This is a genomic window from Taibaiella lutea, from assembly GCF_008629695.1.
Taxonomy (GTDB): domain Bacteria; phylum Bacteroidota; class Bacteroidia; order Chitinophagales; family Chitinophagaceae; genus Taibaiella; species Taibaiella lutea.
This window is the reverse complement of the sequence record NZ_VWSH01000001.1, coordinates 1204598-1227117: the sequence shown is the minus strand read 5'-3', so window position 1 is coordinate 1227117 and position 22520 is coordinate 1204598. Positions and strand designations below refer to the sequence as shown.

The following is a 22520-nucleotide window of genomic DNA, read 5'->3' as shown; positions in this document are numbered from 1 at the left end:
TTGCCAACTCTTACTAATATTCTCATGTTATTTTATAATCATTAACTTGGCATAAGCCAGCATAATCTTCTTCTCACCACCACCGTTTGGAAACTGGATAGTAGCAATCCGGTTATGCGCGCCACCATCCATTTTCATAATCGTTCCGATACCGAATTTCTGATGTTCTACCTTCATTCCTGCTTCCATATCTTCAGGATCACTTGCCGTGAAATTTGCTGATGGTATATGCGTATTAACCTGTGCCTTTACTTTTTGAATAGCAGCCTCTCTTGCTGTTGTTGTCTCTTCCGCTTTTGAACCCGGTCGTACATAGACCTTTTCTGTCTTTTCCTTTGGAGTAAAACTTCTTTGCTGCTGCTGAGCAGAAGTATTACGGGCAATAGCACCGGTGCGCGCGCCAGCAAGCCCGGCAAAACTCTTATCCATGTATTCAGGTGGTACCTCATCAACAAAGCGGCTTGGTTCATTTTGTACCAAAGAACCAAAACGATAGCGGCTGTTTGCAAAGCTTATCCAAAGCTTGTGTTTGGCACGTGTAATAACAACGTAAAATAAACGACGCTCTTCTTCCAAATCATCTCTGTCATACAGGCTCATAGCAGATGGGAAAATATTTTCTTCCAGGCCGACAGCAAATACGCATGGAAATTCCAGGCCTTTCGCAGCATGAATGGTCATAAGCTTTACAACATCCTGATTTTCATCGCCATCTTTATCGGCATCCGTCAGCAAGGTAATATTCTGCAAATAAGTTCCTAAGCTTTTATCTGTTAATTCGCCTTCTTCGTCCGGTGTTTCCGTATATTCTTTGATGGCATTTAAGAGCTCCTGTACGTTTTCATAACGAGCAAGGCCTTCTACTGATTTGTCGTTGTATAATTCTTTTACAAGGTTGGTATGCTTACCGACTTCAAATGCCACTTCATACGCATCTTTGGTTTTCATTAATGCCTGAAAACTTTTCATCATCAGTACAAAATTGTCAATTGCCGCTGCTGCGGCCCCTTTCAAGCCAGCCAGATGCGGTGTTTGTAATACTTCCCAAAAAGTTTTGTCCGTTTCGTTGGCTATAATGATGATGCGCTCAATACTTGTTTTACCAATGCCACGTACCGGATAGTTGATAATTCGTTTTAGTGCTTCTTCATCCTGAGGATTGGCAATGACACGCAGATAGGCTATGAAATCTTTAATCTCCTTTCTTTGATAAAAAGATAGACCTCCGAAAATACGGTATGGAATATTCAGTCTGCGCAGACTTTCCTCGAAAGAACGGCTCTGGGCATTGGTACGGTATAAAATGGCGAAATCTTTATTGTTATAATGATAGCGCAATTTTTGTTCCATAATCGCATCGGCTACAAAACGGCCTTCATCATTATCAGTAAGAGTCCTGACCAGTTTTAATTTTTCGCCGGTATCATTTTGAGTCCAGAGGTTTTTTTGAATCTGGTTTTTATTGAGCCCTATGACTTTATTCGCAACATTGAGGATATTCTGTGTACTGCGATAATTTTGTTCCAGTTTAATCACTTTTGCTCCTTCGTAATCTTTCTGGAATTTCAGGATGTTTTCAATTGTTGCACCACGGAAAGAATAAATGCTTTGTGCATCGTCGCCTACCACACAAATGTTTTCATGCACTGCTGCCAACATCTTAATGATTTGATATTGGGCAATATTGGTATCCTGATACTCATCAATCAATACAAAACGAAACTTATGCTGGTACTTTGCCAATACATCCGGATGCTTAACCAGTAATTCATACATTTTGAAAAGCAAATCGTCGAAATCCATGGCGCCGTTCTTAAAACAACGTGCGGCATATTGTGCATATAATTGTCCTGTCAATGGCCGTCCGCTTCTTGCATCTTCCTGGGCAATGCTTTTGTCCTGCAAATATTCAATAGGACCCATCAGGTTATTTTTAGCAGCAGATATGCGACCATAAATATATTGAGGCTTATAAAGTTTATCGTCTAAGTTGTTATCCTTGATAATTGTTTTCAGCAAGCTTTTTGCATCATCGGAATCGTATATGGTAAAGCTGTTAGGATAACCGATTTTATGTGCTTCTGCTCGCAGGATGCGTGCAAAAACAGAGTGGAAAGTACCAATATAAAGATTACGTGCCTCGCTGTTACCCAATATCTTTTCGATACGTTCTTTCATTTCGGCAGCAGCCTTATTGGTAAAAGTTAACGCCAAAATATTAAATGCATCTACACCTTGTTTCAATAAGTGTGCAATGCGGGTAGTCAATACTTTTGTTTTTCCGCTTCCGGCACCGGCTACAATCATCAATGGCCCTTCCATGTGCGAAGCAGCTTCCCGCTGATTATCGTTCAATTCTTTTAAGTAATCGTGCATAGTTTGCGAAGTTACGTAGTAAAATCGGGTTCAGAGAAAAGTGACAATTGATGTGGAAAACTGGTTTGAACGCCCGAAAAAAACAGAGACGCAAAGTTTTTTTGCGTCTCTGTAAAACATTCCTTACCGGAAATATTATTTCATTTTACTGATAATATTTGTAGTGCTAAAACCTTCCACAGTAGGAATAATTACTGTTTTCCCACCATAAGATTGTACAAAATCATTCCCGACAACAGTTTCCGGAGTATAATCACCACCTTTTACAATCACATCAGGCTTAATGATTTGTATTAACTCTAAAGGCGTGTCCTCCTCAAACAAACAAACTGCATCTACAAATAATTGGGAAGCCATAACCAAAGCTCTTGAATATTCATCATTTACCGGACGGTTTTCACCTTTTAACTTCTTTACCGAAGCATCTGTATTCAGGCCTAAAATCAGTTTGTTTCCCAATTCAGCCGCACTTAATAAAAGTTTGATATGTCCCTGATGCAAAATGTCGAAACAGCCATTAGTAAAGATTATTTTGTGGTCATTCACTTTCCATCCTGCGCATATCCTCGCTAATGTCTCGCTGTCAACAATTTTGCTTTGTACGCTTTCCAATTTAGATTTTTGCATGTTTGGTTCGGTTATTAAGCGGTAATAAAATCAATGCAATCAGGCCAAGAAGAATGATAATCAAAGTTTGTGCCACCCAGCTTACAGATCCGTAAGCCAGTCCCAGCCCTTCTGCCAATCCATAAAGTACTAAAACCTTAGCAACAATAATAGGATAAGCCCCAACGCCACCGGGTGTTAAAATCATGCCGATGCTGCCAAAGGAAATAATAGAAAGCCCTGCAAGCATCGGTAAGTTTTCCGTTTCGGGAAGCGCATGAAAACTTACGATTACAGAAGCTGTATAACAACCCCATATCAGAATTGTATTTAGAAAAAACTTCCATTTATTTTTTACCAAAGCAATAGCTTTTAGTCCATCCCCAATGCCTTTTATAATATGGCCTATTTTAGAATCTTTTATCTTTTTGTATAGTAAAATCAGTGCAACGATTCCTACAATTACAATGCCTAATGCAAGTAAGATGCGCGTCCAGATGAAAGCGCCGGTTGCATCAAAAAACATTTTATGATATATTTCGTTTGCAATCGGATAAATAATATCATATTGCAACGCAAGGGTCAGTAAAATAATGATTAACAAACAAACAGTATCAAAAGCCCTTTCCGCAATAATCGTTCCAATCAATTTATCAGCGGGTACTTTTTCATATTTTGCCAGAACAGTACATTTGGCAACTTCGCCCAGGCGTGGCACCAATGTATTTACCAGATAACCTATCAAAACGGAAAATACGGTATTGGCTGTTGTGGGGAAGATAGAAAGCGGGGTCAGTAGCTGTTTCCATCTTAAGGCTCTGAAATAATGAGAGAAGAAGGTGATCGCAAAAATGGGCAACAAATAAATCCAGCGTACATGTCTGAAAGCATTGAACATCGCAACTTTATCATCGGCAGACATTTCATTATATCTCCATACAATTAAGGCCACAGCAAGGCCCAAAAAAATAATAAGTTGAAGTATGGTAGATTTATTTTTTTTAGTCATTAAGCGAATTTTCGATTTCAGTAAAATAAAAAAGGAAACAGAAATCAAAAATAATTTTCAACTTCTAATTTCCAATTCTTTTAAGCTCGTATAAACTATAACTTATTCCCTTCTTTCGGAAAAATAACCGTTGGCTTATGTGTCTTGGCTTCTTCAAAATCCATTAAAGCGTAGGAAATAATTATTACCATATCGCCGGGGCTGACTTTACGTGCAGCAGGACCGTTTAAACAAATACTGCCGCTACCTCTTACTCCTTTAATGATATAAGTTTCCAAACGCTCGCCGTTATTGAGGTTTACGATCTGAACTTTTTCGTGTTCTATAAAATTCGCAGCTTCCATCAGATCTTCGTCAATAGTAACACTGCCGATATAGTTAAGATCGGCTTCCGTTACCGTCACGCGGTGAAGCTTGGATTTCATTACCTGGATTTGCATAGGCATTCAAATGTTTTGCGCCGCAAAGCTACAAAGAATAAATAATATGGATATCGAATTATAACAATACTGATATTGGAAATGCTAATAATATCTGCAAGTAATTCAGTTAGAATGGTCAATATCCTTATCACAGACATTCACAACTATATTCCCATTTGGAAAATAACATGAATGTCATTTAGACTTAATTGTTTTTGCCAATCCATTTTTTCGCCTTTGTAATTTTTTTCTCTTATTTTCGCCCCATAAAATAAATGACAAATGAACTTTCCTGAAAATCTGAAATACACCAAAGACCACGAGTGGGTTTTAGTAGAAGGCGATACTGCTACTGTCGGTATCACTGAATTTGCACAACGCGAATTAGGCGATATCGTTTATGTTGAAATTGAAACGGTAGGTCAGACACTAAATGCCGAAGACGTATTTGGTTCTGTAGAAGCAGTTAAAACTGTTTCCGATTTGTATTTACCGGTTGCCGGTACTATAACTGAAGTGAATGAGGGTTTGGGTGCAAATCCTGAATCTGTAAATTCCGATCCTTATGGTGCAGGTTGGATGATTAAAATGACTTTAGCTAATCCGGCAGATGTGGATTCATTAATGGATGCAAAAGCTTACGAAGCATTGGTAGGATAATTCATCTTTAATATTTTTTTACAGCATAAAGAGGATGTTATCACATACTTTTTATGCTGTTTCTTTTTAGGAAACCAAGGATTTAAATTTCAATATCTAAGTTCTAATCTAATTTCTAACTTCTAATATCTATCTTATGCACACAGGAATGTTACATCTCCACAGCGTTTTGCGCTGGATTATTCTTTTAGTGGCACTTTGGGCTATTATTAAAATGGCTGCGGGTCGCAGCGGGAATAAACCTTTTACAACATCCGATAAAAGGCCTGCATTATTTTTCCTTATATTTATGGACTTACAATTATTGGTAGGACTTTATTTATATTTTACGAGTGCAACACTTGGTTTTGCAAGTTTCCAGGAATATAGTTTTGGAGAAATCATGCGCACAGCAATCCTACGCTTCTTTGCTGTGGAACATTTGGTTGCCATGCTGATAGCGGTTGTATTGGTTCACGTTGGTTATTCCGCTACAAAGAATGCAGCAACCGATCAAAAGAAATTCAATAAAGCATTCTGGTGTTTTTTAATTGCATTAATCGTTATTCTCGCAAGTATTCCATGGCCATTCAGAGAAGCTTTGGGTCGTGGCTGGATGCCTCATTAATCTGCAATAATGCTGATTTATATTTTGAAAACCTATGAAGCTGTAGCTTTCATAGGTTTTTCTTGAAAATGATTTTCACTTTCGTTTCATGCGTTACTTATATTCCGTTTGGTGTATCCTCACGTTCGTTACTACATTTTTAGCTTTGTTTCCCGTATTTGTGCTACTTAGTTTGTTTGGTAATGGCGGACGAAAAGCAATATGGGCTGTTATAAGAGGCTGGAGTTTTGTTTGGTTTTTTATGATTGGAATGATTGTGAAAATTAAATATCATGGAGGTAAATTTGATAAAAGCAGAAACTATATTGTTGTTGCCAATCATGCCTCTTATATTGATGTTCCATTCATTTTCCGTGCCGTTCCTTTTTTTGTAAGGCCTCTGGCAAAAGCAGAATTGGCAAAAATCCCTTTGTTTGGGTTTTTATATCGTCAGGTAGCTATTCTGGTTGACAGGAGTGATAATAAAAGTAAAGCGCATAGCGTACAAAAGCTGCGGAGGGCATTGAACAGAGAAGGCAGTATTTTTATTTTTCCTGAAGGCACTTTTAACGAAACAACCGAAGCAATGAAGCCTTTTTACGACGGTGCTTTCAGGCTGGCGTTACAAACCAATACGCCTATTCTTCCTGTTATTTTTCCTGATGCCGTTAACCGATGGCATTATAAAGGCATTTTTCATTGGAGCCCGGGGCAAATTACAGCTATCTTTTTGCCTCCCGTGGAAGTAGAAACATTTAAAAATAACATGTCGGGATTGAAACAAAAAGTTTTTGATATAATGAAAGAGGAAATGATTGAGGCAAGAAGTTAAATAAAAAGATGTCGGACATTTTAAAAATGCCCGACATCTTTTTGTATTATAAAGTATTAAAATTATTCTGCTTCTGCTACAACTTCTTTCACCTCCGGAATCATACGCTTCATCATGCCTTCAATACCTGATTTCAAGGTAATCATAGAAGAAGGGCATCCTGAACAGCTTCCCTGCAACATCAATTTCACAACACCATCGTCATAACCACGGAAACTGATAGCACCGCCATCCATCTCCACAGCAGGTTTTACATAGTTTTCCAGCATTTCCTTGATGCGTTCTACCACATCTTTATCACTGTCGCTAATTTTATAATCGGGTTCAGAGACAGGAACTAATTCTTCATTAATCACTGCTTTTCCCTCTTCAAGGTATTGTTTCAGAAATTGACGGATAGATGGAATTACTTCTTCCCAAAGCGTTTCTGCTGTTTTGGTAAGGGTCACAAAATTGCTTGCTATAAACACGCCACGGACAAATGGGAAAGCAAATAATTCCTGTGCCAAAGGAGACGGAGTTGCATCCTTTTCTTCAGGAAAATCAATGCTTTTGCCCGGATACAATAATTTGTTGGCAACAAATTTCATGGTTTCCGGATTGGGAGTCATTTCGGTGTATATGCTTACGATAGTGCTTCCGGTTTTCAACATAATCTTTTTATTTAAAAAGCAAAGGTAAGGATTGCATTTTTTGTTTCACCAAAATCCATAAAAGTTATTATTGATGGAAGTATTTAGATGTTAGATATTAATATGAGTTGTGATTGAAGAGCTTTCCATTTTTGAATTTGAGGTTTATAAATCTGTTTTCTCAAATCTATTCATGAACTTTGCAATATGCCAATATACAAAGAACTAAATCTTTCTCCTCATTCAAAAACTGCGATATGGAAGGTGGAAGAGCATGAAAATTTCTTTAGCGACCAAACAGGACTCATATCAAATAAAAAAAAAGAGGTAAAAAGACTGGAACATCTTGCGGGCAGATTTTTGCTGAAATATTTATTGCCACAGTTAGAGTTCAATAATATAGGCATCAGCGAGCTTGGCAAACCATTTATGAAAGATAATTCCTTTCATTTTTCCATCACACATTCCTTCCCGTATATTGGCGTTGCTATTGATTTTGAGAAAGAAATAGGCATAGACGTACAAACTATTCAGGAGCGCATCCATAGAATTCAGTATAAGTTCTTATCGGAACAGGAGCAACTGATTACGGAAAATAAAACCGATAAAATTACGCTTGCCTGGGCAGCAAAAGAAGCGGCTTTTAAGCGTTATGGATTGGGTTCGGTAGATTTTATACAACACATGCCGATAACTGAAATGCAATTCAGTGAAGATTTTGCAACTTTGAAAATGGCATTCTCAAAAGATGCTGCAGTATTTGATATCAATTTGCTGGGTGGAATAGAAAATGATTTTGCATGGTCGGTTACTGTCTGATAAATCACTGTGATTGTTGAAAATAAAGAATCCCGCAACCTGATGCCTGAAGAAATCCAACATCCCGATTAAAACCATTGCGCAAAAATAATAACTGCTATAAACAAGTAAAATAAAACATTTGTAACCCACCGTTTCCTCTCTTCAAACCAGGCATTTGCAATTACAAAACTTCCCGGAATCAACAAGGCCATCCACTGGTTAAAACCTTTTGCTACCGTGAATACACCCGCAACAAGGCTTATGAAAAAACAGGCAAATAACACCCACCACCATTTCTTATTTTGAAACAGCATGCGGCTCATAAAATTATTCAGGTAATATATTCCCGTTACAATCATTATCACCAACATCGAAAATGCGGCTAATTCAACCGGAGCATTATCCAATTTGCTGGGTAACGAAACACCGATTGCTATCATCTTTTTCATCAGGTGCAAGTCATCGCTCAAATACAGAATGCCCGCTAAAAAATAAAACGGCGTGAGAATTCCTAATAACGCAACCATCCATTCCGCCGCCTTGAAAGGCCTCAAAATAGCTAACGCAAGCAATAATAAAAAAATGAAAATGATATTGGGGAATACCAACATCGCTGTTAGTGAAATGAAGCAACCGATATTGAATATCTGTTTCCTGGCGTCTGAAACCGCATATAATTTCAGAATGGATGAAAGCATTGCCAGAATCAACCAGTTGCTTATTAAAGCCGCTGATAAATAGTTCCATTCTTTGAATAAAGATGTTACAAGAACATATGTCAGGGCCGGGAAATAATTAGATTTGGGGAAAAGGTGATGCCGGTTAGCTATACTGTTTAAAAATATAGCTTGCCCGAATATATTACAAACTGCAAAAAATGTAATAAGAAACGAAGAACCACCAAGTATGAGTTGTAAAAAGGAGCTTAATTTAAGCCACATTATCTGGCTTTTGTTTGCAACAAATACAGTTTCAGGGTGTATCAGTATGGCCAATTTCAAAAATAGCGCCAATACGAACAATGCAATAACCGAAAATGGATTATAATTCCTGAAAATATTTAGCACCTGCGATATTTGTCAATTAATGGACTTAATGTAATTAATTAAGAGGCTGCGAAGTTCGCAAAAAGAATTGGTTATACCATATTCATCCATCTAAAACATTTACAAAAAATAATGATAATAATCTCTCCCCGGAATCCTGAAAATGAAAAAAGCCGTTGAGAACAACGGCTTCCAAAACAAATGTTTGTGTATGAAAAAGATTGATATTAACTGTTTCCGCTGCGCGCCCTGTTCTTCTCTTCCTCTGCACCACCACTTCTGCGTTTTGCCGGCGCAACCGTATTTTTACCAAACCGGTAGGTAAAACTCAGATTGGCAACACGCGTTTCTCTTATCGCTACAAAATCTTCCTGATAGCCGGTATAATTAGAACGTGCGCTTGGATAACCTTTAAAAAACACATCCTGAATGTTAAATCGCAATGTTGCTTTTTTGTTGAATAGATGTTTCTGCACACCTAAATTCAGCATCCATAATGCGTTTACATCAAGATAGCCATATATCTGTCTGGCCTGATAGTATAAACCGCACTCCGCACTAAAATCGTTGGGTAACATAAAAGAATTGTTGGTATTCAAATCAAAGGTAGGTTTACCGTTGCGTAAAGGCGTATTGGCTATATTTCCCTGATACAAAGCATAATAGACATTAATATTGGTAACGTTGTTCCACCATTTTGTTATCTGGAAAGGATAAGCGCCGCTTAATCCCACAAAAGTCATCTGATTCAGATTTTTATTTGTTTGCACTGTAACAGAATCTTCTGTTTCACTTGGTTGTATTACTTCAACTATCACACCTTTATTGACACCGACTGTAAAGGTTGTTACAAATCTTTGGTTGAAAGTATGCGATAATTCAACGGAATAGAAAGAAGCAGGTTTCAGATATGGATAGCCTTCTCTATAAGTTGTTTTGTCTATGAAATATTTGAACGGATTAAGCTGATCGTAATTTGGGCGCTCTATACGTCGGCTCAATGTCAGGCCTATATCATGTTTGGGAGAAAGATGGTATTGGGCGGCAATGCTTGGAAATAACTGTACGTAACTTGTATCATATTTTTGATTAGTGGTAAGTTGTTCCCAATTAGCATTGGTGTTTTCAATTCTTGCACCTATTTGTGTGCTTATTTTCTGTCCTTCTTTACTGAATGTTACATAACCTGCATTGATATTTTCTTTATAGATGAAATGATTACTGCGCTTAGGGTCCAGCTCATAGCTTCCGTCCACCATTTCAAAAAACAAAGGATTGTTGTCAGCTTTTGCAAAGCTTGATTTAACACCTGCTTCCATTTTCAACCCGCTTTTAAATGGATGGGTAAAATCTGCTTTGATTGATTGAATGGTAGTAATACCGTTTAGATTACTTTTTAAATAATAATCGGGCAGATACTTGCTGCCATCGGGCGCAATGTAATTCGTGACAAAATTCTGGTTGCTTGAATTTCCAAAAGCTGCATAATCTGCATCAATACTTAAATTTGTTCCGGATGAATCAAAATCATGTTTGAAATTCAGGTTGCCGGAGTAATTGTAATAATAATTGTCATGATGGCCAATAGTGTTAAAATCATAAAGCAATGCATTATTACTGCCCAGAGCCTCCGAATGATTTTCTACATCAGGTTCAAAATTGTTTGTGCTAAAGCTGAACGCAGCGCCAATAGATGTATTGGGAGAAATGCTGTAATCAACACCTGTATTGGCTATATGGTTTTTGAAGTTGAATAAAGCGTAATTGTCTTGCAAATACCGGAACTGTTGCTCATCCTTATGTGCAGTTGTGGTATCTAAAAACCGGCGGTCTAACTTAAGATGATTGAACCAATAACGATAGGCATAATTATAATTCCCATAAACATTCACTTTCTTGTTACGATAGTTTAAATTCAGGCCTGCACCATATTTGGGATATTTCCCCTGTCCGTAATTTACACTTGCAGTTCCATTCATACCAAAACGTTTATCCTTCTTGGTTTTGATATTAATAATTCCCGCTGTTCCTGCTGCATCGTAGCGTGCTCCCGGATTGGAAATGATCTCAATTTTATCAACAGAATTGGAAGGCATGCTTCTCAATACAGTCGCCAAATCAGCGCCCTGCATGGGTGTTGGCCTGCCGTCAATCCAGATAACAACACCTTGTTTCCCCTTCAATGAAATATTGTCATTATTATCCACGTTAACGCCCGGAGAACGTTGCAATACATCCATTACAGAACTGCCTGCGCTTACAATGCTATTGTCAACATTCACCACAAGCATATTGGGTTTCACTTCTATAAAGGGCTTAAGGGATTTAATAACCACTTCATTCAATGCATTATCTCCCTGAGGCAAAATAAAGTCAGGCATTTGCTTTGAAGCATTCAATTGAAAAGTGTCGGAATTAAATGTTTTATATCCCATCAATGACGCACTCATATAATAAGAACCTGTCGCTATGTTTTCAAATAAGTATTTACCATCTGCATCTGTTAAAGCAGTTTTAATAAGAATGGTATCCTTCATCAACAACACATAAGCTCCGATTGCAGCTTCTTGCTTGATGTCTTTAACAGAACCTGATACAGTAAATTTATCCTGACCGAATGAAACCATTAACGTTAATAAAGAAAGAATGGAAGTAAGTAAAGCCTTTTTCATGAACCCGGATTTTATGCCATAAAGGTAATTCCGATTCATAACTGATCATTAACCCCAATCGGGTGAAATGCTTTACTGTGGCCGTTTTTGGCATCACCCAAGAAGGGGGATTTTTATAATGTACTAATGAAGGAAGCCAAATGAAGTTTCTTTAAACAAGTAGAGGCGTTGCAATGCAACGTCTCTACTAACCATTATATCTTCTGTAAATCAATTAAACATTTACCTCTTTTACGTCAGGAGCAATAGTTAAACGACCGGCTGTTTTTGAACGGATCTCTTCAATTGTTACACCGGGTGCATATTCCGTACAAAGGAAACCATCGGATGTAATTTCAAACACACCTAAATCAGTAACTACTTTTTTCACACATTTCAATCCCGTGATCGGTAAAGAACATTTGTCCAGTAGTTTTGAATTGCCTGCTTTATCTGTATGCTGCATGGCAACAATGATATTTTTTGCAGAAGCAACCAAATCCATTGCGCCGCCCATGCCTTTTACCATTTTACCCGGAACCTTCCAGTTGGCAATATCACCATTATCAGCAACTTCCATTGCACCTAAAACCGTAAGATCGACTTTCCCTGCGCGAATCATTCCGAAACTTAAAGCGCTGTCGAAATAACTGCCGCCGGTGCGTAATGTAACGGTTTGCTTGCCTGCATTAATCAAATCTGCATCCACATTTTCTTCTGTAGGGAATGGGCCGATACCTAACATGCCATTTTCGCTTTGCAATTCAATTTCAATATCGGTCGGCACAAAATTTGCCACCAGTGTAGGAATGCCAATGCCCAGGTTGACATACATACCGTCTTTTAATTCCTGAGAAATGCGTTTAGCAATTTGTGTTTTATCTAAAGCCATATATAATATTTCAAAATTAAAAAGTAAAAAACTCCGGATAACAAAAAATCAAACACGAGATTGACTTTGTTATTGCTGCGCAAAATAAATGAATTTCGGGGAATATGCATTTGAATGTTTTATAAAGGTCCTGTCGTACATTATTGAAACCAGGAATCGGATCTGAGTTTTTGATTTTTGATTTTTGAATTTGTTTTTTCAGGAACTGGATTTTTTTATATATTGTGAGAAGAATTGTATTGAAAAACAAAGAGCTGTGGTTTGTGTCTCCGCAAATCATTCATTGAAAAAAACAACAACAAGCATGCTAACAATCGGTGTATTGAAAGAACCCGGGAAAGAAACGCGCGTATCGCTGAACCCGGACATTGCCGCGTCTTTTGTGAAAAATAACATCAAGGTTTTGTTGGAGGCCGATGCCGGGGCAAAAGCTTTTCATTCCAATCAGCAATATGAAGGCGCCGGAGTGCAAATTGCTAACCGCAGTGAGATACTGACTCAAAATGACATCCTGCTTTCCATTAATCTTCCCGACCACGAAACATTAAATAACCTGAAACCGGGGAGTGTTATCATTGGTGTATTTCAGCCTTTGTTTCATGTTGCAAAAATGGAAGAACTGGCAAAGAAAGATATTACACTTTTCAGTCTGGATATGCTACCGAGGACAACACGTGCCCAGGCAATGGATGTATTGAGTTCCCAGGCAAATATTGCAGGCTATAAAGCGGTATTGCTTGCAGCAAATGTTTTTCCACGCTATTTTCCCATGTTCATGACTGCCGCCGGGAGTATTCCTCCTGCTAAAATGTTGATATTGGGCGCAGGTGTGGCCGGGCTACAGGCAGTAGCAACAGCAAGGCGTCTGGGTTGTGTGGTAGATGTTTTTGATACACGTCCTGCGGTTAAAGAAGAGGTGATGAGCCTTGGTGCAAAATTTGTGGAGGTAGAAGGCGCCGCTGATGCCAGCAAAGCCGGAGGTTATGCTGTGGAACAAAGCGAAGATTTTCAGCAAAGGCAGAAAGCAAAAATTGCGGAACATGCAGCTAAGGCAGACGTAATTATAACTACGGCTCAGATCCCGGGCAGAAAGGCACCTATTCTTATCACAAAAGAAATGATTGCTAATATGAAAGCCGGTTCCGTAATTATTGATTTGGCGGCATTTTCGGGTGGTAACACCGATTTTACAAAAGATAACGAAACCATTGTGGAAAATGGCGTAACCATAATAGGCGATTCTGCATTGTATGCAACTGCACCTTCCGATGCCAGTAAAATGTACAGCAAGAATATTCAGAATTTCCTTAAACTTATTATCGACAAAGATGGTCAGCTGAACCTCAACTTTGAAGATGATTTAGTAAAAGGCGCTTGTATAGCACATGAAGGTAAAATTGTAAATGAGCGTGTGGCAGGAATGTTGCAGGCGGTTTAGTTGTAAAGAAATATTCTGATTAACCTATATTAAAAATATACAAATGGACTTTTTGCAAAACCTCTTTTCGGATCCGGCAACATATCGTTTGCTGACTATTGTTATTCTCAGTATCTTTTTAGGAATAGAAGTAATAGGTCGGGTTCCGTCCGTTTTACATACGCCATTAATGAGTGGCGCCAATGCGATTCACGGTGTTGTTATCATCGGGGCCATTATCGTTATGGGGCAGGCTCCCTCAGATGATTATCTGGCATTGACCTTAGGCTTCCTGGCTGTTATTCTCGGAACATTAAATGTGGTAGGCGGATTTGTAGTTACGGACAGAATGCTGGAAATGTTTTCGAAGAAAAAGAAGAAATAAAATAACAAATTCCAAATGGCAAATCCCAACAACCAAGGCAAAATATTGAACCAATGAATCTATTAATCGCAATTTTAAACTTTGATTATGATTTACGATTTAGAGGAAAGGTGTTTAGTCTTTGCAAGGGCGATAAGGGATTTTTGCAAAGTGTTGAAGCATGATACTATTAATCTTGTTTACATAAAACAAATTATTCGTTCTTCATCCTCGATTGGAGCTAATTATATAGAGGCCAATGAAAGCCTTGGCAAGCAAGATATGAAGATGAAAATAAATATCTCGAGAAAGGAAGCTAAAGAAACTCAATATTGGTTAAAACTATTAATATCTGATGATGAAAAGCAAAAACAAATATTAGAAAAGGAAGCGGAGGAACTAAAGCGAATATTATCTGCAATCTTAAATAAACTATCTTAAAACATTACTTCTTAAGAAAATTTAAATCCATTTTTTAATTTGATAGTTCCAGAGTGATAGCTCAGGATTTGATATTTGGAATTTGGGATTTGATTTTTGAAATTTTATAAATTATGGAAAACATCATACTTCCGCTTTCTTATCTTATTGGTTCAATTACTTTTATTGTAGGGCTTAAAATGTTGTCCCATCCTGATTCTGCAAGGAAAGGAAATCTTGTAGCTGCTGCAGGTATGACACTTGCAATTTTTGCTACCATCTTTCTATACCATGATGAACAAGGTAATACTCTGGGAAATTATCCCTGGATTTTTGGCGGACTTGTAATAGGGACGGTATTAGGAACCTTGGCAGCAAAGAAAGTACAAATGACGGCAATGCCTGAAATGGTAAGCCTTTTCAATGGTATGGGCGGTGCTTGTGCGATGTTGATTTCGGTGATTGAATATCATCATAATCCAAGCGCTGACAAAGGCATGCTTATTGTTATCGTGCTTGGTATGATAATAGGAACCGTATCCTTTGCAGGAAGTATAATTGCATGGGGCAAATTGAATGGCAAGATAAAAGACAAAGCTATTCCTGGTGCACAAATTATCAACTTTATTCTTTGGGCAGCTTTAGTTGTATTAGCTGTAATGCTCATTACCGGCTTCTGTGCAACACCTGTTGTATTTTATGGCATATTAGCAGTTGCTGCTCTTTACGGTGTCTTGTTTGTAATGCCTATTGGCGGTGCTGACATGCCTGTTGTTATTTCCTTATTGAATTCCTTTACAGGTGTTGCGGCAGCTTTCGGCGGCTTTCTTTATAATAACCCCGTAATGTTGACGGGTGGTATTTTAGTAGGTTCAGCAGGAACCATTCTTACCATGCTGATGTGTAAGGCCATGAACCGCTCTCTTAAAAATGTATTAATCGGTTCTTTTGGTAATAATGCTGCAAGCGGTGGAAGTAGCTCTAAAGAGCAAGGTGCTTATAAAGAAATCAGCCTGAACGATACTGCGGTGTTATTAGCCTATTCTCAAAAAGTATTTATCATTCCCGGTTACGGATTGGCAGTAGCGCAGGCACAACATGCTTGTCATGAATTGGAAAAATTGCTGGAGGAAAAAGGCGTGGAAGTGAAATATGGCATTCATCCTGTGGCGGGCCGTATGCCAGGGCATATGAATGTTTTGTTGGCAGAAGCAGATGTGCCGTATGAAAAACTGATGGAAATGGAAGATGCAAATTCAGAGTTTGGCACAACAAATGTTGTTCTGATCTTAGGAGCGAATGATGTTGTGAATCCGGCTGCAAAAGAAGATCCATCAAGCCCTATTTATGGTATGCCCATTCTGGAAGTGGAGCAAGCCGAACATATTATAGTTAACAAGCGTAGCATGAAGCCGGGCTATGCCGGTATAGAAAACGATTTATTCTTTAAGCCTAAGACTTCTATGTTGTTTGGAGATGCAAAGAAAGTATTGCAGGATCTGGTAGGAGAATTGAAAGCGCTTTAAGTTAGGGAAAAACAAATATTTGTTGTTAACTTTTAAATTGAATTTAACATAGTATTTTACATTCCCAAAAAATTGTTTCATTATATATTAACTCTTTTATGAAGAAATTTTATTTAAGCATGTTCCTCCTCGGGACATGTGGCTTAACAGCTCAGGCTCAGTTAAGTAATGGCGGATTGCCCAAAAGCATGCAGTCGCCAATAAAGAATGCAGGTTATGTACCTAAACTGAGTTACGTAGCTCCGGATTGGAACACCTTTATTGCAAAAAGAGAAAAAGACGAGAGCATCGGTTTGGCAAGACCTTACCAGGTTGCACTTCCTGTCAATACTGAATTAAGTTTTCCATCCAGTGGCTCAATGGTTACACAGGCAGACAATTCAAAGGTATGGCGTGCCCAGATTCAAATTCAGGGAGCACCCGCCATCGGTCTGTATTATGATAACTTCAGATTACCCGAAGGTGTAAAAATGTTCTTATCAAATGATAATGAAAATCAAATCTTAGGATCTTTTACATCTGCAAACAATTCTGATGATAATTTATTTGCAAACGAACCGGTATTAGGCGAAATCGTAAATATCGAATTAAATATTGAGCCGGGTGTAGATCTGAATGCAATTCAACTACACATGAATAAGGCGTTGGTGTATTTCCGCTCTTATGAATATTTAAACAAATATCAGCAAGCAGAGGATGCTAATCAATCCAAACCAACGGATGTCGATCCTTTGGGAATAGAAGGAAGTTCTTCTACCTGTCAGATAAATGCTATCTGTCCTCTAGGTGTAAATTATCCGAAACAACGTAAATCAACTGTTCAGATTATTCATCCGGACGGATTTTTTTGTAGCGCTTCTTTAGTAAATAATACAGGTAATACTGCATCAAGTTGTAAAAATTACCTATTAACAGCAACACACTGTGAACCTAATAATGATACAAGTGGTGCTCCGTTTTCACAACTGCTTGTAAGATTCAACTTTGAGAGAAAGAGCTGTGGGCTTGGAGCAGCAGCTCAGGTAAATACTTTAACAGGTGTTAATTTCAGAGCAAGAGCTAATTACATAGATGCCAGCCCTCCGGAAATCAATGGCGACTTTCTATTAGTGGAATTGAAAAATGCAATTCCTGTTTCATGGGATGTTTATCAATCAGGCTGGAACAGAGCAACAACTATGCCTGCAAACCTGGTTTATCCTAAAAGATATATCGGATTTCATCATCCGGCAGGCGATGTGAAAAAAGTAACTACTTATAATGCACTTAACCCAAATGGCGAAGCAGGCGGTTCTATGGGACCAGGCACCCATTGGTTGATTTCTGATATAGATTCAGGCGGCATTGAAGGTGGTTCTTCCGGCAGTTCTTTGTTTGATGGTAACGGTCGCATTATTGGAATTGCTTCTGTTGCAGGTAATCCTGACCCAAGTTGCGCTACCAGCGGAAAAGGCGATCATTCCGACTTCTACAGATTTGTAGAGTATGGAAAATTCAGTCTTGCGTGGGATTATTCAGAAGATGGAAACTTTGATAACAGAATGTTGAAACCATGGCTGGATCCAACTAATTCAGGTGTTATGACATTGGACCCGTTAAAATCAAATTGTTCAGATTTTGGTTCGACAGGTATTACTAATAATAACGCTTTATTAGACAATAATATCAGCATCTATCCAAACCCGACTTCAACAGGTATTGTAACTGCAAGGATTAATTTTGCTTCCGCTTCAGATGTGGATGTAGATATTTTTAATGTTACAGGAGCAAAACAAGGTACCTATCATTTAAAGAACATATTGAACGGAGCTTACACTTTTGATTTGAGTGCTTATGCTAATGGTGTGTATCTTATCAGATTTAGCAATGGTGATAATTTTACAACGAAAAAAATAATGTTAGCTAAATAATATAATGTTATTCAGATAAATAGGAAATGGTCTTCTTTACAGGAGACCATTTTTTTGCCCTGAAAATTCATCTTAAACAAAAAACCAGATTAGATGTTATATAGTCATGAAAAGGATATATAACATTGTTTTACTAATCCTGACCACTGCAACACCTGCTTTCAGTCAAGAGGATAATCAGATTAACTTTGGTTCAGAAGATTCGGTAAAGAAAATCATTATGGCTTTGCCTGAAGTACGAGCCAAAGACAAAGTATATGATTCTATTACAAGCCGGGTGCAACGTATTCAATTACACATTACCCCGCCTGATGCAGTTACAAACTTATATAAAGTTGAAGCCGGCTATCAGGGCAATAACCGTTTTCAACCTCATTTTTACTTCTATGTTGATTTGCCCGGCAAAATGATTTATATTGAAGACCTTGAGCAAGGTGACAGAACTACATTAGACGAATGGCGGAGAAGAAAAACGATAACCGCTGCTTCTAATTAATTTTTTTTTAATAAATCTGAATGGATCTTCTTTCTTATGATAAAACTTTCTTTTTATCATAAGAAAAATTACCATTTATGCCTATAAAGCCACAGTTGTGGCTTTTATTGTTTTCCACTCTCGTTATACACATCCTGTGCAAATCTTGCACAAGTTTTTTCTTCTGAGAATTACATCTTTGTAAAGCATTAAGGCGATAGATTTTCGAATTCAAAGAGGAAATAAGTTCTAAGAAATAAGGAATATCCGGCGAAGGACTCTTTTAAACATACAATACCACTTACAGAAAGAGTTTGACGCTTTTACCACAATAAAGAAAATTGCTTTAACGCACAACTAATAATTTGTTCAGATTTTTGAGTCAATAATGCTCCTGTCATCTTTTTATAATAAAAAACGGGATTAGATATCGACTCTGTAATAATTCAGGCAAACAATTAAAAGAAGAAATATAGATCAAAATATACATGGAACCGATACTTGCAGACAATAAAGACCGCTTCGTCATTTTCCCCATTAAACATGACGATATCTGGCAATTTTACAAAAAAGCAGAAGCCAGTTTCTGGACTGCTGAAGAAGTAGATTTGTCGCCTGACATGGTGGACTGGAATAATAAACTAAATGAAGATGAACGCTTTTTCATTTCACATATCCTGGCTTTTTTCGCAGCAAGCGATGGTATTGTAAATGAAAACCTTGCCATTAACTTTCTGCAGGAAGTACAATATCCCGAAGCACGTTGTTTCTATGGATTTCAGATTATGATTGAGAATATCCATTCTGAAATGTACTCTTTATTGATTGATACTTACATTAAAGACAATACTCAAAAAGACCATTTATTACGTGCTGTAGATACTATTCCTTGTGTTCAGAAGAAGGCAGAATGGGCGTTGCGTTGGATTGGGCAAGGTTCTTTTGCTGAAAGATTGATAGCATTTGCGGCAGTTGAGGGTATTTTCTTTTCAGGTAGTTTCTGCTCTATTTTCTGGTTGAAAAAACGTGGCCTGATGCCGGGTTTAACCTTCTCGAATGAGTTGATTAGCCGTGATGAAGGTTTGCATTGCGATTTTGCTTGTTTATTATACAACACACATATTGTAAATCGTTTGCCGGAAGAAACAGTGAAAGATATTATCCGTCATGCTGTTGAAATCGAGAAAGAATTTGTGAGTGATGCATTGCCTGTACGATTGATTGGAATGAATGCCGATTTAATGTGCCAATATATTGAATTTGTAGCTGACAGATTGTTATTGGCATTAGGATGCAGCAAAGTATGGAACGCAGTCAATCCATTCGATTTTATGGAAATGATTTCTTTACAAGGCAAGACCAACTTCTTCGAAAGACGTGTAGGTGAATATGCAAAAAGCGGTGTGGCGAACAAGGATAAAGGAAGTAGCGAGTTCACAATGGATGAAGATTTTTAGTGCAATAAACTATTATTAAAAATAAAAAATTAACCCCTCTATATATGTACGTAATTAAACGCAGCGGCAAACCGGAAGCCGTACACTTCGACAAAATCACATCGAGAATTATGAAGCTCAGCTACGGGCTTAAGGTGAATTCTGATGACATTATTGAAATATCTAAAAAGGTAATTCAGGGCATTTATAACAATGTAACCACTACCGAACTGGATAACCTTGCTGCTGAAACTTCTGCATCGTTCACTACACAACATCCTGATTTTGCTGTGTTAGCTGCCCGTATTGCTGTAAGTAACCTGCACAAGAATACTCAAAAATCTTTCTCTGAAGTTGCAGAGATTTTATATAATTATATTGATTCGAAAACACAGGAAAAAGCGCCTTTGTATTCTGATGAAGTATATGCGGTAGTAAAAGAAAATGCAGATAAGATTGATTCCGCTATCATTTACGAACGCGACTATCATTTTGATTATTTTGGATTCAAGACATTAGAGCGCTCTTACTTGTTGCGAACCAATGGTAAGATTACAGAACGTCCGCAACACATGTTTATGCGCGTTGCGATCGGTATCCACAAACATGATATTGATGCAGCCATTGAGACTTATAATCTGATGAGTGAAAAATGGTTCGTACATGCAACACCAACTTTATTTAATGCCGGTACACCGAAAGCACAAATGTCTTCTTGTTTCTTATTGAGCATGAAAGAAGATAGCATCGACGGCATTTTTGAAACATTGAAACGTTGTGCTGTGATTTCTCAAAGTGCAGGCGGTATTGGTCTAAACATCCACAACATCCGTGCTACAGGAAGCTATATCAAAGGAACAAACGGCGTAAGCAATGGTATCATTCCGATGTTGCGTGTATTCAATGACACTGCCCGTTATGTAGATCAAGGTGGCGGTAAACGTAAAGGTGCGTTTGCTATTTATCTGGAAACATGGCACGCAGATATTATGGAGTTTCTTGATCTTCGTAAAAATCATGGTAAAGAAGAAATGCGTGCGAGAGATTTATTTCCTGCATTATGGGTTTCCGATTTATTCATGAAACGCGTGGAGGCAAATGCTGACTGGTCATTATTCTGTCCTAATGAAGCCAAAGGTCTTGAAGAGCTTTATGGTGCTGCATTTGAAGAAAGATTTATTCAGTTGGAGCAGGAAGGCAAACAAAGAAAAACCATTCCTGCGCGTGAATTGTGGAATTCTATTCTGGAAGCACAAATTGAAACAGGAACACCTTACATTCTTTATAAAGATGCAGCCAATGAAAAATCAAATCAAAAGAATCTTGGCACGATAAAATGCTCTAACCTTTGTACGGAAATTATTGAATATACTGCCCCTGACGAAGTAGCTGTATGTAACCTGGCTTCTATTTCATTGCCTCGTTTCGTTTCTGACGGCACTAATTTTGATTTCAAAAAATTGTATGAAATCTCTAAAATTGTTACACGTAATCTTAACAAAGTAATCGATGGTAACTACTATCCATTACCTGAAGCAGAAAATTCCAACAAACGTCACCGCCCTGTGGGTATTGGTGTTCAAGGCTTGGCAGATGCGTTTATGTTATTACGTTTGCCATTTGAAAGCGAAGAAGCTGCTATCCTGAACCGCGATATTTTCGAAACAATTTACTTCGGTGCGATGGAAGCATCTATGGAATTGGCTAAAGAGCATGGTGCTTACGAAACATTCAAAGGCTCTCCTTTAAGCGAAGGTAAATTCCAGTTTGATCTTTGGAATGTAACACCAACTGACCGTTGGGATTGGGATACCTTACGTGCCGATGTGGTGAAATATGGTGTTCGTAATTCTCTATTATTGGCTCCAATGCCTACAGCTTCTACCTCTCAGATTCTTGGTAACAATGAGTGTTTTGAACCTTATACAAGCAATGTTTACAACCGTCGTGTATTGTCAGGTGAGTTTGCTGTAGTAAACAAACATTTATTGAAAGATTTGATTGCTTTGGGTCTTTGGGATAATAAAATGAAGAACAGATTGATTGCTGAAAATGGTTCTGTTCAGAACATTGCAGAAGTACCTGCTGATCTGAAAGAAATCTACAAAACCGTTTGGGAAATCAAGCAACGTTCTATCATTGACATGGCTGCGGACCGTGGCGCTTATATCTGTCAATCACAATCATTGAATCTGTTTGTGGATCAGCCGAACTTTGCAAAATTAACATCTATGCATTTTCACGCATGGCGCAAAGGCTTGAAAACAGGTATGTATTACCTGCGTACGAAAGCAGCGGCAGATGCTATCAAATTCACTGTAGATGTGGATGTAGCTGCGCTGAATCGTCCTCAGATGGAAAGCAAAGAAACACAAGCAAGTGAAATTGCATGTTCTTTGGATAATCGTGATGAGTGTCTTGCGTGCGGTAGTTAATCCGAGTTTTTTGAATCGGTTATA

At 38.0% G+C, this 22520-nt stretch carries 20 protein-coding genes; 12 read left to right on the top strand and 8 right to left on the bottom strand.

Going from position 1 to position 22520, the window contains the following annotated elements; all coding sequences use genetic code 11:
* Positions 1 to 27 precede the first annotated feature (27 nt).
* The 4 genes from F0919_RS05305 to panD all read right to left on the bottom strand — a co-directional run bounded on the left by F0919_RS05305 (position 28) and on the right by panD (position 4431).
* On the bottom strand, positions 28 to 2376 hold the full coding sequence (locus F0919_RS05305; protein ID WP_150031669.1) for an ATP-dependent helicase: 2349 nt from the start codon (positions 2374 to 2376) through the stop codon (positions 28 to 30).
* Between the two features lie 135 nt (positions 2377 to 2511).
* Positions 2512 to 3003, bottom strand: coding sequence for a D-glycero-beta-D-manno-heptose 1-phosphate adenylyltransferase (gene rfaE2 / locus F0919_RS05300; protein WP_150031668.1), 492 nt, complete (start codon positions 3001 to 3003; stop codon positions 2512 to 2514).
* Entirely contained in the window at positions 2990 to 3991 is a 1002-nt protein-coding gene (locus tag F0919_RS05295) for a lysylphosphatidylglycerol synthase transmembrane domain-containing protein (RefSeq protein WP_150031667.1), read from the bottom strand. The genes rfaE2 and F0919_RS05295 overlap by 14 nt, the downstream gene beginning before the upstream one ends.
* A 95-nt stretch (positions 3992 to 4086) precedes the next feature.
* Entirely contained in the window at positions 4087 to 4431 is a 345-nt protein-coding gene (panD, locus tag F0919_RS05290; RefSeq protein ID WP_150032105.1) for an aspartate 1-decarboxylase, read from the bottom strand.
* A gap of 264 nt (positions 4432 to 4695) precedes the next feature.
* Here panD and gcvH point away from each other — a divergent pair, with 264 nt between their 5' ends.
* The 3 genes from gcvH to F0919_RS05275 all read left to right on the top strand — a co-directional run bounded on the left by gcvH (position 4696) and on the right by F0919_RS05275 (position 6491).
* Positions 4696 to 5073 (top strand): glycine cleavage system protein GcvH, encoded by a 378-nt coding sequence (gcvH, locus tag F0919_RS05285; RefSeq protein ID WP_150031666.1) that lies wholly within the window; start codon positions 4696 to 4698, stop codon positions 5071 to 5073.
* 136 nt (positions 5074 to 5209) lie between these two features.
* A complete protein-coding gene (locus F0919_RS05280; RefSeq protein WP_150031665.1) occupies positions 5210 to 5680 on the top strand; it encodes a hypothetical protein in 471 nt (156 codons plus the stop codon).
* A gap of 88 nt (positions 5681 to 5768) precedes the next feature.
* Positions 5769 to 6491: a lysophospholipid acyltransferase family protein gene (locus F0919_RS05275; protein ID WP_150031664.1), complete on the top strand. Its 723-nt coding sequence runs from the start codon at positions 5769 to 5771 to the stop codon at positions 6489 to 6491.
* A 62-nt stretch (positions 6492 to 6553) separates the two neighbouring features.
* On the opposite strand, the gene F0919_RS05270 is transcribed toward F0919_RS05275, so the two are convergent.
* Positions 6554 to 7144 (bottom strand): NifU family protein, encoded by a 591-nt coding sequence (locus tag F0919_RS05270; protein WP_150031663.1) that lies wholly within the window; start codon positions 7142 to 7144, stop codon positions 6554 to 6556.
* Between the two features lie 186 nt (positions 7145 to 7330).
* On the opposite strand from F0919_RS05270, the gene F0919_RS05265 reads away from it, so the two are divergent.
* Complete coding sequence (locus F0919_RS05265; protein WP_150031662.1) at positions 7331 to 7942, top strand: 4'-phosphopantetheinyl transferase family protein; 612 nt, start codon at positions 7331 to 7333, stop codon at positions 7940 to 7942.
* A 68-nt stretch (positions 7943 to 8010) separates the two neighbouring features.
* On the opposite strand, the gene F0919_RS05260 is transcribed toward F0919_RS05265, so the two are convergent.
* From F0919_RS05260 to F0919_RS05250, 3 genes are all read right to left on the bottom strand, one after another.
* Positions 8011 to 8991: a DUF6427 family protein gene (locus F0919_RS05260; protein WP_150031661.1), complete on the bottom strand. Its 981-nt coding sequence runs from the start codon at positions 8989 to 8991 to the stop codon at positions 8011 to 8013.
* Positions 8992 to 9197: 206 nt separating this feature from the next.
* On the bottom strand, positions 9198 to 11642 hold the full coding sequence (locus F0919_RS05255) for an outer membrane beta-barrel protein (RefSeq protein WP_190277271.1): 2445 nt from the start codon (positions 11640 to 11642) through the stop codon (positions 9198 to 9200).
* A 214-nt stretch (positions 11643 to 11856) separates the two neighbouring features.
* Positions 11857 to 12513, bottom strand: a complete 657-nt coding sequence (locus F0919_RS05250) for a 3-oxoacid CoA-transferase subunit B (RefSeq protein WP_150031659.1) — start codon at positions 12511 to 12513, stop codon at positions 11857 to 11859.
* 304 nt (positions 12514 to 12817) lie between these two features.
* Between F0919_RS05250 and F0919_RS05245 the strand changes: the two genes are divergently transcribed.
* From F0919_RS05245 to F0919_RS05210, 8 genes are all read left to right on the top strand, one after another.
* The gene (locus F0919_RS05245; protein WP_150031658.1) at positions 12818 to 13951 is read left to right on the top strand and encodes a Re/Si-specific NAD(P)(+) transhydrogenase subunit alpha; all 1134 of its coding nucleotides are present in this window, start codon (positions 12818 to 12820) and stop codon (positions 13949 to 13951) included.
* Positions 13952 to 13994: 43 nt separating this feature from the next.
* Positions 13995 to 14315 (top strand): NAD(P) transhydrogenase subunit alpha, encoded by a 321-nt coding sequence (locus F0919_RS05240; protein WP_150031657.1) that lies wholly within the window; start codon positions 13995 to 13997, stop codon positions 14313 to 14315.
* Positions 14316 to 14402: 87 nt separating this feature from the next.
* Positions 14403 to 14735 (top strand): four helix bundle protein, encoded by a 333-nt coding sequence (locus F0919_RS05235; protein ID WP_150031656.1) that lies wholly within the window; start codon positions 14403 to 14405, stop codon positions 14733 to 14735.
* 113 nt (positions 14736 to 14848) lie between these two features.
* Positions 14849 to 16240, top strand: a complete 1392-nt coding sequence (locus F0919_RS05230; protein WP_150031655.1) for an NAD(P)(+) transhydrogenase (Re/Si-specific) subunit beta — start codon at positions 14849 to 14851, stop codon at positions 16238 to 16240.
* A gap of 98 nt (positions 16241 to 16338) precedes the next feature.
* Complete coding sequence (locus F0919_RS05225) at positions 16339 to 18150, top strand: T9SS type A sorting domain-containing protein (protein ID WP_150031654.1); 1812 nt, start codon at positions 16339 to 16341, stop codon at positions 18148 to 18150.
* Positions 18151 to 18256: 106 nt separating this feature from the next.
* The gene (locus F0919_RS05220) at positions 18257 to 18646 is read left to right on the top strand and encodes a hypothetical protein (protein ID WP_150031653.1); all 390 of its coding nucleotides are present in this window, start codon (positions 18257 to 18259) and stop codon (positions 18644 to 18646) included.
* Between the two features lie 467 nt (positions 18647 to 19113).
* Complete coding sequence (locus tag F0919_RS05215; RefSeq protein ID WP_190277270.1) at positions 19114 to 20082, top strand: ribonucleoside-diphosphate reductase small subunit; 969 nt, start codon at positions 19114 to 19116, stop codon at positions 20080 to 20082.
* A 44-nt stretch (positions 20083 to 20126) separates the two neighbouring features.
* Positions 20127 to 22496 carry a ribonucleoside-diphosphate reductase subunit alpha gene (locus tag F0919_RS05210; RefSeq protein WP_150031651.1) on the top strand — a complete coding sequence of 790 codons (2370 nt, stop codon included), beginning with the start codon at positions 20127 to 20129 and terminating at the stop codon, positions 22494 to 22496.
* Positions 22497 to 22520: the final 24 nt, after the last annotated feature.